A 13,368-nucleotide genomic window follows, 5' to 3' on the forward strand; every position below is an offset into this window, starting at 1 on the left:
AGGATTTTATCGGAAGCGCGCAGATTAGTTAATAGCGAGGGTAAACACCGGTCTCAGCAGCCAATTTTCGGCTTGGGAATGCCGCCTTTCCTCTGATATAGTTTTTTGAATTCAAAATTCAAAAGGAGAAAACAGATGCTCAAGCTAGACTTTCACCCCGCTGGCCGTCACTTTCTGCAGATCCCGGGTCCGAGTCCGGTGCCCGATCGCATTCTCCGGGCGATGAGCTACCCGACTATCGATCACCGCGGGCCCGAGTTCGGCGAACTCGGTCTGAAGGTGCTGGAAGGCATCAAGAAAATCTTCAAGACGCAGCAACCGGTGGTGATCTATCCGGCCTCCGGCACCGGTGCATGGGAAGCGGCGTTGTCGAACACGCTGAGTCCCGGCGACCACGTGCTGATGTTCGAAACCGGGCACTTCGCGACGCTGTGGAAAAAGATGGCGGAAAGTCTCGGGCTGAAGCCTGAGTTTCTCGGCCTGCCCGGTATCGAGGGCTGGCGGCGTGGGGTTCAGCCGCAAATGATCGAGGAGCGTCTGCGCGCCGACACGCAGCACGCGATCAGGGCGGTATGCGTCGTGCACAACGAGACGTCCACGGGCGTCACCTCGGACATCGCCGCCGTGCGCCGCGCGATCGACGCCGCCGGCCATCCAGCGCTGCTGCTGGTCGACACGATTTCGGGCCTCGCCTGCGCCGACTATCGCCACGACGAATGGGGCGTCGACGTCACCGTGTCGGGCTCGCAAAAAGGTTTGATGCTGCCGCCCGGCATCAGCTTCAACGCAATCTCGCCAAAGGCGTTCGCCGCCAGCAAAGAGGCCAGACTGCCGCGCAGTTTCTGGGACTGGAGCGACATCGTCGAGATGAACAAGACCGGCTACTGGCCGTACACGCCGAACACGAATCTGCTATACGGGCTCAACGAGGCGCTGGAGATGATTCTCGGCGAAGGGCTCGAGAACGTGTTCGCCCGTCACGCGCGTCTCGCTGAAGCGACCCGCCGTGCGGTGCGGGCATGGGGTCTTGAGATTCAGTGTGCCGATCCGGCTGTGTATAGCCCTGTGCTGACCGGCGTGATGATGCCCGAGGGAATCGATGCCGATGCGGTGCGCAAGGTCATCTATGAACGCTTCGACATGTCGCTCGGCACAGGCCTCGGCAAGATGAAAGGACGCATGTTCCGCATCGGCCACCTGGGCGACTGCAACGACCTGATGCTGCTGGCGACGCTCGCCGGTTGCGAAATGGGCCTGCAGCTCGCGGGTGTGCCGCTCAAGGAAAGCGGCCTGCCTGCCGCCATGGCGTGGTTGAGCGAGCCGACGCAGGCCTCGGGGCTGAAAGCGGCGGCTTGAATGTTTCAGCGCGTCGGCGCCTGGTGCATCAGCGCAATGACTCAATGACGTGCAGCGACGCAGCAGGCATCTCGCAGCGAGGGAAGGCAGAGAGCGCTTCTCTCACGAAGCCGCGCATAGAACGCGGCTCATCAGCAACATGCAATGTCCCCGCAGCGTATGCCGCTGACGGGCGACGACGCAGCGCGCCATTCCTGGCGCGCCGTCGACAGACTGCAATGGAGAGAGACGATGAAGCGGTTTCGTGTAAGCAGTGCGACCAGTATTGTTCTAGTGATGCTATGCATCATGTACTTCATCACTTACCTTGACCGCGTCAACGTCAGCACCGCGGCGGCAGGTTTCGGCAAGGAGTTCGGGCTCTCGCATACGGAAGTGGGCCTGGTGTTTTCGGCCTTCGCGTATCCGTATCTGATTTTTCAGATCATCGGTGGCTGGGTCAGTGACCGTTTCGGTGCGAAGCGCACGCTGATTTTTTGCGGCGCTATCTGGGGCGTTGCGACTTTGCTGACCGGCCTTGCAGGTGGGCTGGTCTCGTTGCTGGCCGCACGCGTGCTGCTCGGCTTCGGCGAAGGCGCCACGTTTCCGGCCGCGACCTCCGCGATGGCGCGCTGGGTCGCGAAAGAAAAGCGTGGCTTCGCGCAGGGCATCACACACGCGGCGTCGCGTATCGGTAATGCGGTTGCACCCGGCCTGATCGTGCTGGTGATGGCGACCTGGGGCTGGCGCGAATCGTTCTATATCTGCGGCGTGTTTAGCCTGCTGTGGGTGGCGGTGTGGTCGTTCACGTTCACCGAACATCCGAAAGATCATCCGCGCATCACGACCGGGGAACTCGAAGTCTTGCCCCCGCCGAAGCCGAAAGCGACCAACGTGCCGTGGGGAAAACTGTTTCGCCGCATGTGGCCGGTCACGATCGTGTACTTCTGCTACGGCTGGACGTTGTGGCTGTTCCTCAGCTGGATTCCCCAGTACTTCCTGCACAGCTATCACCTGGAACTGAAAAAGTCGGCGATCTTCGCATCGGTCGTGTTTTTTGCCGGTGTGATCGGCGACACGCTCGGCGGTATCGTGACCGACTGGATCTTCAGACGTACCCGCAGCCTGAAGCGCGCACGTAGCTGGATGGTGTCGGCGTGCATGCTGTTCTGTCTGCTCTCGCTCATTCCGTTGATGTTCACGCATAACCTGTATCTGTCGATGACGTGTCTCGCGTCAGGCTTCTTCTTTGCCGAAATGACGATCGGTCCGATGTGGGCGATCCCGATGGACATCGCGCCGGAATACTCGGGCACCGCGAGCGGCATGATGAACACCGGCTCGGCGTTGGCCGCGATCATCTCGCCGGTGGTCGGCGGATTTCTGATCGACTACTTCGGCAACTGGCAATTGCCGTTCGCCGGCAGCATGTTGTTGATGGCGATTGGCGTGGTGCTTGCGTTCCGCATGCAGCCGGAAAGCAGGTTCGAGCGCGACGTGGGCGACAAAGCGCACATCGCGACGGGAGCAGGTGCGTAAACGCCATGCAGAACATGACGACAATTTTGAGTCAACGCCTCGCCGAGGCGCGCAGCAATCACCTGACGCTCAATGCGTTGCCGCTGGAGCAAACGCCCACTGACAGCGCCGCAGCCTACGCGATCCAGCACGCAATCCTGCGCGAACTGGGTGCGCCGGTCGGCGGCTGGAAGATCGGCGCGAAGTCGGACAGCGGGCCGGTTCAGGGGGCACCTTTGCCTGCCCCCGATCTGCATGCCGATGGCGCACGGCTACCGCGCGAAGCTTTTGCGCCATTGGGGCTCGAACTGGAGATCGCATTTCGTTTCGGTCGCCGCTTCGAGCCTTCGACAACACCTTATAGCGAAGCGGAAGTGCACGCGGGCATCGGCTCGTTCGGCGCGACCATCGAGATCGTGGCAAGCCGTTATGCAGCGTGGCCCAACGTCGACAAGCTGGCGCAACTGGCGGATCTGCAGAACAACGGTGCGCTGATCGTCGGTGAATTTACGCCGTATCGGGAAGACTTTCCGTTTGTAGCGCCGTCGTTGCAATTCAGTTTCGAGGGGGAGGATGTGGTCAAGGCAACACCTGCCAATCCAGCCGGTGATCCGCGGCGCCTGCTGACATGGCTCGTCAATCACGCCACGTCGCGTGGTATCGCGGTGACGCCGGAGATGGTCGTCACCACTGGCTCGTACACGGGAATGTTTTTTCCGCGGAGCGCGGGCACGGCGAGCGGACGCATTGATGGCCTTCCGCTGGTCAGCCTGACGCTGTACTAGCCGCTTTCTCATAGACCGACGATATGACGAACCCCACTTCCGCTTTACTCGTCAAGCCGATCCATCTGGTTCCTTCCACCGCGCGCCTGACGACGCCACTCGCGCAGCATCTGCGCAAGTCCTTGCGTGGCGACGTGTTATTCGACGCCGCGAGCCGCGGCCGTTACGCGACCGATGCGTCGATCTATCAGATCACCCCGATCGGCGTGGTGGTGCCACGAGATCAGGACGATCTGCGCATCGCACTGGAAATTGCGCGCAGCGAGAAAGTGCCGCTGCTTGCGCGCGGCGCGGGCACGAGCCAATGCGGGCAGACGGTCGGCGAGGCGCTGGTAATCGATACCAGCAAATGGCTGAACAACATCGTTGCATTCGATGCTGACGCGTGCACCGTGACGGTTGAACCGGGCATCGTGCTGGACCATCTGAACGCATGGCTGAAGCCGCATGGTCTGTGGTTTCCGGTCGATGTCTCGACGGCCGCGCAATGCACGATCGGCGGGATGGCGGGCAACAATTCGTGCGGCTCGCGCTCGATCGAATACGGCAACATGGTTCACAACGTCGAAGCCATCGACGCGATTCTCGCCGATGGCAGTGAAGCACGTTTTGCCTCGCTGCGCGAGGCGCCACAAGGCGCACGCCTGCAGCAGATATTCGAGGGCGTGAAGCAGATTGCCCAGCGCGAGCGCGATGAAATCGCGGCGCGCGTGCCAAAGGTCTTGCGTCGGGTAGCGGGCTACAACATCGACCTGTTCGATTGCCAGAACCCGCGCGCCTATACCGACGACGGCATCGCCAATCTTGCCCATCTGCTGGTCGGCTCCGAAGGCACGCTTGCATTCAGCCGGCAATTGACGCTGAAGCTCGTGCCGCTGCCCACGCACAAAACGCTAGGCGTAGTGAACTTTCCGACATTCTGGCAGGCGATGGATCTGACGCAGCATGTCGTCAAGCTGAAGCCGGTAGCGGTGGAACTGGTCGATCGCACCATGATCGATCTGGCGATGGACAATCCCGCCTTCCGTCCCGTGATCGGGAAAGCGCTGGTCGGTCGACCGCAAGCAATCCTGCTGGTGGAATTTGCTGGCGAGGACCGCGATGCGCAACTCGCGTCGCTCAGGCAGCTCACCGAACTGATGGCTGACCTCGGTTTGCCCGATTCGGTCGTCGAGATGCCTGCCGCGAACGAACAAAAAGCGTTGTGGGAAGTCCGTAAAGCGGGCTTGAACATCATGATGAGCATGAAGGGCGACGGCAAGCCGGTCTCCTTCATCGAAGACTGCGCGGTGCCGCTCGAGCATCTGGCGGAATACACGAGCCGCCTGACCGAGGTGTTCCACCGGAACGGCACGGAAGGCACCTGGTATGCCCATGCGAGCGTTGGCACGCTGCACGTGCGGCCAATTCTCGATATGCGGCGCGACGGCGCGCTCAAGATGCGCGCGATCGCCGAGGAAGCCGCTGCGTTGGTGCGCGAATACAAGGGGGCCTATTCGGGCGAACACGGCGACGGCTTGTGCCGGGGCGAATGGGTCGCGTGGCAATACGGGCCGCGTCTGAATCAGGCGTTTAGCGAGATCAAGGCACTGTTCGATCCGGATAACCGCTTCAATCCCGACAGGATCGTGCGTCCGCCGAAGATGGACGACGCGCGCAATTTCCGCTTTGCGCCGGGCTACAACGTGCTTCGGATCGAGACCGCGCTCGACTGGTCCGCATGGAACGTCGAACGCGATCCGTTGACGGGGCAGGAGACGCTGCCGGGCAGCGGCAACGATCTGTCAGGCGGGCTCGCGAAAGCTGTCGAGATGTGCAATAACAACGGCCATTGCCGCAAGTTCGACGCGGGCACCATGTGCCCGAGCTATCGCGTGACAAAGGACGAACAACATGTGACGCGAGGGCGCGCGAACACCTTGCGTCTGGCGATTTCCGGCCAGCTTGGCGAAGCGGGCCTCGCCAGCGACGAGGTCAAGGACACGCTCGATCTGTGCGTCTCATGCAAGGGCTGCAAGCGCGATTGTCCGACGGGCGTCGACATGGCCAGGTTCAAGATCGAGGCGCGGGCGGCACGCGTCAAAAGCCACGGCCTGGGTCTGCGCGACAGGCTGGTGGCCTTCATGCCGCGCTATGCGGCAACGGCGAGCCGCGTGCCGGGGTTGATGGCGCTGGCCGACAACGTGCCGGTGCTGTCGGCGTGGTTGAAGCGCGCGGTGGGCTTTGCGCCTGAACGCACGTTGCCGCGTTTCAGGAAATCGTTTCTGTCTGGCGCCGTGGCGGGCAAACTGGCTCAAGGCGGTGCGCTGAGAGAAGTGCTGTTGTTCGTCGATACGTTCAACAACAACATGGAGCCGGAAAACGCGCGCGCCGGGCAGCAGGTACTGGAAGCGGCCGGTTACACGGTGCACTTCAACACGCGACAGGGCGAGCGGCCGGTGTGTTGTGGTCGCACGTTCCTCGCTGCGGGTCTGGTCGACGAAGCGAAGCAGGAAGCGCGGCGCATGCTCGATCTGTTCAAGCCGTTCGTGGAGCGCGGCGTACCTGTTGTCGGACTGGAGCCGTCGTGTTTGCTATCGTTGCGCGACGAGTTTCTCCATTACGGTTTCGGCGAGGAAGCTGAGCGGCTTTCGAAGCAGGCTTTTCTATTCGAAGAGTTTCTGGTGCGGGAAGAAAAAGCCGGCCGTCTGCAGCTTGCGTTGAAGCCGTTGGCAAAGCGGCAGGCGCTCGTGCACGGCCACTGCCATCAAAAAGCCTTCGACGCGTTCACGCCCGTGCAAACCGTACTGAACTGGATTCCCGAACTGAATGTGTCGACGGTCGAATCGTCGTGCTGCGGCATGGCAGGCAGCTTCGGCTACGAGGCGGAGCACTACGCGACGTCTCAAGCGATGGCGGAACTGTCACTGCTGCCCGCGGTGCGCAAGATCGACGGCAATACGGTGATGGTCGCGGACGGCACGAGTTGCCGGCATCAGATCCACGATGGCGCGGGCGTTGATGCGATCCATGTGGCGCGAGTGCTGGCGATGGCGTTGGAGTGAGGGCAGGGCGCCGCCCTGCCGCTCTTCAGATCGTGCCGAGTTCGCGGCGCAGAAATTCGTGGAAGTGCTGCATGCCATCTTCCATCGGGCTCTGATACGGGCCGACCTGCGATTCGCCACGCTCCATCAGCGCACGACGCCCGGCGTCCATCCGTTCGGCGATTTCGTCGTCTTCGCGAGCCGTTTCCATATAGGCGGCGCGTTCGGCTTCGACGAATTCCCGCTCGAAGAGCGCGATTTCCTCAGGGTAATAGAACTCGACGACGTTCGTCGTTTTCTGCGGTCCGCGCGGAATCAGCCACGATACGACCAGCACATGCGGATACCACTCGATCATGATCCCCGGGTAGTACACCATCCAGATCGCACCGAATTCCGGCGGCGTGCCGTTGCGAAAGCGCAGCACTTCGTCGTGCCACTTGCGGTACGTCGGGCTGCCCGGCTGTTCCAGACCCTTGTGGACGCCGACCGTCTGCACGCTGTACCACTCGCCGAATTCCCACGTCAGGTCGTCGCACGAGACGAAGCTGCCGAGGCCCGGATGGAACGGCGCGACGTGGTAATCCTCCAGATAGACCTCGATGAAGGTCTTCCAGTTGTAGTTGCATTCGTGGACTTCGACGTGATCGAACATGAAGCCCGAAAAGTCGAAATGCTGCTTCGTGCCGAGCCCGGCCAGATCGTTCGCGACGTTGCGCCCCTGCGACTCGAACAGCAGGCCCTGCCAGTTTTGCAGCGGCGTGGCGCCGAGATTCAGGCAGGGGTTGTCGGCGAAATGAGGGGCGCCGAGGAGTTGACCGTTCAGGTCATACGTCCAGCGATGCAGCGGGCAGACGATGTTCTGCGTCTGCCCGCGGCCGTTGAGCATGATCGCCTGGCGGTGACGGCACACGTTCGACAGCAGTTCGACCTGCGACTGCTGGTTACGGACGAGCACACGCCCCTCGCTCTCGCTCGGCAAGGCAAAATAATTCCCCGCTTCGGGCACCATGAGATCGTGGCCGATGTAACGAGGACCTTTCCTGAAAAGGGTGTCGATTTCGCGCGTAAGCAGCGCTTCGTCAAAGTAAGCCGTGACTGGCAGCTGGCTGTGAACAGACTTTAGCTGCAATGCATTGCTCAGATTGGACATTCCCACTCCCGATGAAAACGTGAAAGCAGTGAACAACCCAACCATCGAAGATTCGATTTAGGGAGCCCGCAATTATACCTGTTTCCCCTTTCGGGGGGGCGCTTAAGTGCCTGATTTGGGTCAAAATTGTTACGAAAGCCCCCGATTTTGCCGTGCAATCGACCGGTTTTTTTCTATCGGGTGCAAGCTGTCGGCTAGTCGACGTGCGACCACGACCGGGTTGGGTTTTGCGCTTTTGCCGTAGAATGTCCGACTTGTTTTAATTTTGCGACGACTCATGGCGAAGACCGCACCGAACGACACCGCTGCAGCATCCGCGCAGGACGCAAGCGGCGTGCCGCTGCCCGAAAACTACGAGGCGGCGGTGGCGGAACTCGAAGGCCTTGTCGGGCGCATGGAAGGCGGCAGTCTGAGCCTCGAGGAATCGCTGTCCGCCTACCGGCGCGGCGCGGCGCTCGTGGCCTTCTGCCAGCAACAACTGGAAAAGGTCGAGCAGCAGGTTCGCGTTCTCGATGGCGAGACGCTCAAGCCCCTGCCGACGAACGCCGCAGGCACAGCCGCTGGGGAGAGCGGAGACGACCTATGACTTTCGAACAATGGATGCGCTCGGTACTCGACCGCGTCGAGACGGCACTCGATCATTACCTGCCGGCACAAACGACCGAACCCGCCACGCTTCACGAAGCGATGCGCTATGCCGTGCTGGGCGGCGGCAAGCGGGTGCGTCCGCTGCTCGTGCATGCGGCCGGCGAACTGACGGATGCGCGTGCCGAATGCCTCGATGCGGCGGCGTGCGCGCTCGAAATGATTCACGTCTATTCGCTCGTGCACGACGACATGCCGTGCATGGACGACGATGCGCTGCGTCGCGGCAAGCCGACGGTACACGTCCAGTATGACGACCCGACGGCACTGCTGGTCGGCGATGCATTGCAGTCGCAGGCTTTCGTCACGCTGACGGACGCCGTGCTGGCGCCTCTTCAACAGGCGGCGCTCGTGCGCGAACTGGCGCTCGCGAGCGGCTCGACCGGCATGGCCGGCGGCCAGGCGATCGATCTGGCGAGCGTCGGCCATACGCTCACGCGCACGCAGCTCGAAACGATGCACCGCATGAAGACGGGCGCACTGCTGCGCGCCTCGGTGCGCATGGGCGCGCTGGCGGGCACGACGCCTTCGGCGGACGCAATGAATTCGCTGGATGTGTATGCAGCAGCCGTGGGCCTGGCGTTTCAGGTCGTCGATGACATTCTCGATGTGACGACCGATTCCGCCACGCTCGGCAAAACCGCCGGTAAGGACGCGAAGGACGGCAAGCCGACCTACGTGTCGATTATCGGGCTCGACGCGTCGCGTGCGCTTGCCGCACAGCTGCGCACGGACGCGCACAACGCACTCGCGCCGTTTGGCTCGCGTGCGCAGCGTCTGGCCGAGCTCGCTGACCTGGTCGTCGACCGGGTGAGTTAAAAACGCGAAAGCCCGCCGCCGCGCACGATTCACACCGGGTGCGCGTAACGAAGTGCGGGCGCGTAAGTTTTCCTACACTGGAACGACGATGTACGACTTGCTGAAAACCATCGACGACCCGGCAGCCCTGCGCCGCCTCGATCGCCGCCAATTGCAACCGCTCGCGGACGAGTTGCGTGCCTTCGTGCTCGACAGCGTCTCGCAGACGGGCGGCCACCTGTCGTCCAATCTCGGGACGGTCGAACTGACAATCGCGCTGCATTACGTATTCGACACGCCGCGCGACCGCATCGTCTGGGACGTCGGCCATCAAACGTATCCGCACAAGATCCTGACGGGTCGCCGCGACCAGATGCATTCGCTGCGTCAGCAGGGCGGCATTTCGGGTTTCCCGAAGCGCGACGAGTCAGAATACGACACGTTCGGCACGGCGCATTCCAGCACGTCGATTTCGGCTGCGCTCGGCATGGCGATCGCGAGCAAGCTGAAGGGTGAAAACCGCACGGGCATCGCCGTGATCGGCGACGGCGCGATGACGGCCGGCATGGCGTTCGAGGCGATGAACAATGCGGGCGTCGAGGACGACGTGCCGCTGCTCGTCATCCTGAACGACAACGACATGTCGATTTCGCCGCCGGTCGGCGCGCTGAACCGCCATCTGGCGCGTCTGATGTCGGGCCGCTTCTACGCGGCCGCACGTGCGGGCGTCGAACGTGTGCTGCGGGTCGCGCCGCCGATGCTCGATCTCGCCCGCAAGCTCGAGGAACACGCGAAGGGCATGATCGTGCCGGCGACGCTCTTCGAGGAATTCGGTTTCAACTACATCGGCCCGATCGACGGTCACGATCTCGATTCGCTGATCCCGACGCTGCAGAACATCAAGGAACTGCGCGGCCCGCAATTCCTGCACGTCGTGACGAAGAAAGGCCAGGGCTACAAGCTCGCCGAAGCGGATCCGGTGCTGTATCACGGCCCGGGCAAGTTCAATCCGGCGGAGGGCATCAAGCCGTCCGCCACGCCCGCGAAAAAGACCTACACGCAGGTCTTCGGCGAGTGGCTGTGCGATGCGGCCGAACTCGATGCGCGCGTCGTCGGCATCACGCCGGCCATGCGCGAAGGCTCGGGCATGGTGGAGTTCGAGAAGCGCTTCCCGGATCGTTATTTCGACGTCGGCATCGCGGAACAGCATGCAGTGACGTTCGCGGGCGGTCTGGCCGCTGACGGCATGAAGCCGGTCGTCGCGATCTATTCGACGTTCCTCCAGCGCGCGTACGACCAGCTGATCCACGATGTCGCGCTGCAGAACCTGCCGGTGGTGTTCGCGATCGATCGCGCGGGTCTCGTCGGCGCCGATGGCGCGACGCACGCGGGCGCGTACGACCTCGCGTTCATGCGCTGCATTCCGAACATGACGGTGATGGCGGCCTCGGACGAAAACGAATGCCGGCAGATGCTGTACACGGCGCTGCAACAGCCGAATCCGACGGCCGTGCGTTATCCGCGCGGCGCGGGCACGGGCGTGGCGACGATCAAACAGATGGCGGCGATTCCGCTCGGCAAGGGCGAAATTCGTCGCGAGACGTCGCAGCCGGCGGGCAAGCGCATTGCGATTCTGGCGTTCGGCACGATGGTCGCGCCTTCGCTCGCGGCTGCCGAACAGATCGACGCCACCGTCGCGAACATGCGCTTCGTGAAGCCGCTCGACGCCGAACTGGTTCGCAAGCTCGCCGAAACGCACGATGCCATCGTCACGGTCGAGGAAGGCTGTGTGATGGGCGGCGCGGGTTCGGCCTGCGTGGAAGCCCTCCTGGAGAGCGGGGTTATCAGGCCCGTTCTACAATTGGGCCTGCCTGACCGTTTCATCGACCACGGCGATCCGGCGAAGCTCCTGTCACAATGCGGTCTGGACGCCGCGGGCATCGCGAAATCGATCCGTGAACGCTTCCTGGATCACGCTGCCGGCAAGTCGGTTAAACGCGTCGCGTGATGCCGCGGCCGTCCTGAGACGGCAATTTCTCTTCAGACGAACCGGCGGGCCGCGTGGCCCGTCGCGCAGCGTCGGCGGCATGCCGGCGTATGCGGTTGCGCGAATCGACACGCGCAGCCAGCGAGGACAACAACATGAACCAGATGAATCCCGCTTTCGTGATGCCCGACGTGCAGAGCACCGTCGATACACGCCAGATCGCGATCCAGCGCGTGGGTGTGAAGGCGGTACGTCATCCGCTCACCGTGCGCACGCCGCGCGGCGACGCCCAGCCGACGATCGGCACGTGGAGCCTCGACGTTCATCTGCCCGCCGAAGTAAAGGGCACGCACATGTCGCGCTTCGTCGCGCTGCTCGAAGAGAACAGGGCGCCGCTCGATACGGCCACGTTCCGCGCGATGCTGACGGCGATGCTGGAAAAACTCGAAGCCGAAGCCGGGCGTATCGAGGTGTCGTTTCCGTACTTCGTGAACAAGATCGCGCCTGTTTCCGGTGTCGAAAGCCTGCTCGATTACGATGTGACGCTGACTGGCGACACGCGCGATGGCGCGACGCGTCTGTTCCTGAAGGTGCTGGTGCCGGTTACGAGCCTGTGCCCGTGCTCGAAGAAAATCTCGCAGTACGGCGCGCATAACCAGCGCTCGCACGTGACGATCAACGTCGAGCTCGCGGACGACGTGCCGGTGGAAGACCTGATCCGTATCGCCGAAGAAGAAGCGTCGTGCGAGCTGTGGGGCCTGCTGAAGCGCCCCGACGAGAAGTTCGTGACCGAGCGTGCCTACGAGAACCCGAAGTTCGTCGAGGACCTGGTGCGCGATGTGGCGCAGCGTCTGAACGCGGATTCGCGGATCGTCGCGTATGTGCTCGAAGCCGAGAACTTCGAGTCGATCCACAATCACAGCGCGTACGCGTTGATCGAGAACGACAAGCGCACCGCGCGATAAGGATTGCGCCTGCGTTGAATGACAGAACGGCCGCTGATGCGGCCGTTACTGTTTGTGATGTCGGTCCGGTCGTAAGCTTCGATGCTAGCGGGCCAGCGACGACAGATCCCATCGCGGCTTCACCGTGAACGCGTAATCCTTGCCTGCCTGCTCCGGCCAGCGCTGCAGACGCAGCGCGCCCGCGAGCGCAATCATCGCGCCGTTATCCGTGCATAGCGCGAGATCGGGATAGTGCACTTCGAAGCCGCGCTTTTGCGCGGCACCTGAAAGTGCCTCGCGCAACTGCCGGTTCGCGCCGACGCCGCCTGCCACGACCAGCCGCTTGAGCTTCGTCTGCCTGAGCGCCGCCAGTGATTTCGCCGCGAGCACGTCGACGGCCGCATCGACAAATCCGCGCGCGAGGTCCGCTTTCGCCTGCTCGCAGACGTTGCCGCCGAGCTTTTTCGTCTGTGTCAGCACTGCGGTTTTCAGGCCGCTGAAACTGAAATCGAGGTCGCCGGAATGCAGCATCGGGCGTGGCAGCGTGACCGCCCCCGGCGTGCCGAACTCCGCCATCCGCGACACTTCCGGGCCGCCCGGATACCCGAGGCCGAGCAGTTTCGCCGTTTTGTCGAAGGCTTCGCCGGCGGCATCGTCGAGCGTCTCGCCAAGCGTTTCGTATTCGCCGACGTCGGTCACGCGCATCAGCTGCGTATGTCCGCCCGACACCAGCAGCGCGACGAACGGAAACGGCGGCGGCGCGTCGACCAGCAGCGGCGAGAGCAGGTGCCCCTCGAGATGGTGGATGCCGATCGTCGGACGGTCCCACGCCATCGCGAGCGCGTTGGCGATGCTCGCGCCGACAAGCAGCGCGCCGGCGAGCCCCGGCCCCTGTGTATACGCGATCGCGTCGATTTCGGTGCGCGCCGTGCCGGCCCGTTCGAGGACCTCTTCGAGCAGCGGCAGCGCGCGGCGGATGTGGTCGCGCGAGGCCAGTTCCGGCACCACGCCGCCGTATTCGCGATGCATTGCGATCTGCGAGTGCAGCGCGTGCGCGAGCAGGCCGCGCTCTGTGTCATAGAGCGCGAGACCGGTTTCGTCGCAGGAGCTTTCGATGCCGAGAACGAGCATGATTTTGGGGGGCTGGACGGGCGCCGCGAAGGCGGCCGAAACCGTAAGG

At 62.9% G+C, this 13,368-nt stretch carries 10 protein-coding genes; 8 read left to right on the plus strand and 2 right to left on the minus strand.

The features are described 5' to 3' along the window. Positions 1-135: 135 nt before the first annotated feature. The 4 genes from LPA34_RS19830 to LPA34_RS19845 all read left to right on the plus strand — a co-directional run bounded on the left by LPA34_RS19830 (position 136) and on the right by LPA34_RS19845 (position 6,682). A complete protein-coding gene (locus LPA34_RS19830; protein ID WP_228981359.1) occupies positions 136-1,356 on the plus strand; it encodes a pyridoxal-phosphate-dependent aminotransferase family protein in 1,221 nt (406 codons plus the stop codon). A gap of 231 nt (positions 1,357-1,587) precedes the next feature. Next, positions 1,588-2,874: an MFS transporter gene (locus LPA34_RS19835; protein ID WP_228981362.1), complete on the plus strand. Its 1,287-nt coding sequence runs from the start codon at positions 1,588-1,590 to the stop codon at positions 2,872-2,874. A 14-nt stretch (positions 2,875-2,888) separates the two neighbouring features. Further along, complete coding sequence (locus LPA34_RS19840; protein WP_228981363.1) at positions 2,889-3,638, plus strand: 2-keto-4-pentenoate hydratase; 750 nt, start codon at positions 2,889-2,891, stop codon at positions 3,636-3,638. Positions 3,639-3,661: 23 nt separating this feature from the next. After that, positions 3,662-6,682 (plus strand): FAD-binding and (Fe-S)-binding domain-containing protein, encoded by a 3,021-nt coding sequence (locus LPA34_RS19845; protein ID WP_228981365.1) that lies wholly within the window; start codon positions 3,662-3,664, stop codon positions 6,680-6,682. Between the two features lie 25 nt (positions 6,683-6,707). Here the strand turns inward: LPA34_RS19845 and LPA34_RS19850 are convergent, their stop codons facing one another. Continuing rightward, positions 6,708-7,814 (minus strand): aromatic ring-hydroxylating oxygenase subunit alpha, encoded by a 1,107-nt coding sequence (locus LPA34_RS19850; protein WP_228981367.1) that lies wholly within the window; start codon positions 7,812-7,814, stop codon positions 6,708-6,710. A gap of 277 nt (positions 7,815-8,091) precedes the next feature. Here LPA34_RS19850 and LPA34_RS19855 point away from each other — a divergent pair, with 277 nt between their 5' ends. The 4 genes from LPA34_RS19855 to folE2 all read left to right on the plus strand — a co-directional run bounded on the left by LPA34_RS19855 (position 8,092) and on the right by folE2 (position 12,209). Beyond that, entirely contained in the window at positions 8,092-8,400 is a 309-nt protein-coding gene (locus LPA34_RS19855) for an exodeoxyribonuclease VII small subunit (RefSeq protein ID WP_228875824.1), read from the plus strand. Beyond that, positions 8,397-9,278 carry a polyprenyl synthetase family protein gene (locus tag LPA34_RS19860; RefSeq protein WP_228981369.1) on the plus strand — a complete coding sequence of 294 codons (882 nt, stop codon included), beginning with the start codon at positions 8,397-8,399 and terminating at the stop codon, positions 9,276-9,278. Before LPA34_RS19855 ends, LPA34_RS19860 begins: the two co-directional genes overlap by 4 nt. 88 nt (positions 9,279-9,366) lie before the next feature. Continuing rightward, positions 9,367-11,265: a 1-deoxy-D-xylulose-5-phosphate synthase gene (dxs, locus tag LPA34_RS19865; protein WP_228981371.1), complete on the plus strand. Its 1,899-nt coding sequence runs from the start codon at positions 9,367-9,369 to the stop codon at positions 11,263-11,265. 134 nt (positions 11,266-11,399) lie between these two features. Beyond that, complete coding sequence (folE2, locus tag LPA34_RS19870) at positions 11,400-12,209, plus strand: GTP cyclohydrolase FolE2 (RefSeq protein WP_228981374.1); 810 nt, start codon at positions 11,400-11,402, stop codon at positions 12,207-12,209. A gap of 84 nt (positions 12,210-12,293) precedes the next feature. On the opposite strand, the gene tsaD is transcribed toward folE2, so the two are convergent. Further along, a complete protein-coding gene (gene tsaD / locus LPA34_RS19875; RefSeq protein ID WP_228981376.1) occupies positions 12,294-13,319 on the minus strand; it encodes a tRNA (adenosine(37)-N6)-threonylcarbamoyltransferase complex transferase subunit TsaD in 1,026 nt (341 codons plus the stop codon). Between the last annotated feature and the right edge of the window lie 49 nt (positions 13,320-13,368).

This window comes from Paraburkholderia gardini, assembly GCF_907164575.1.
Lineage (GTDB): Bacteria > Pseudomonadota > Gammaproteobacteria > Burkholderiales > Burkholderiaceae > Paraburkholderia > Paraburkholderia gardini.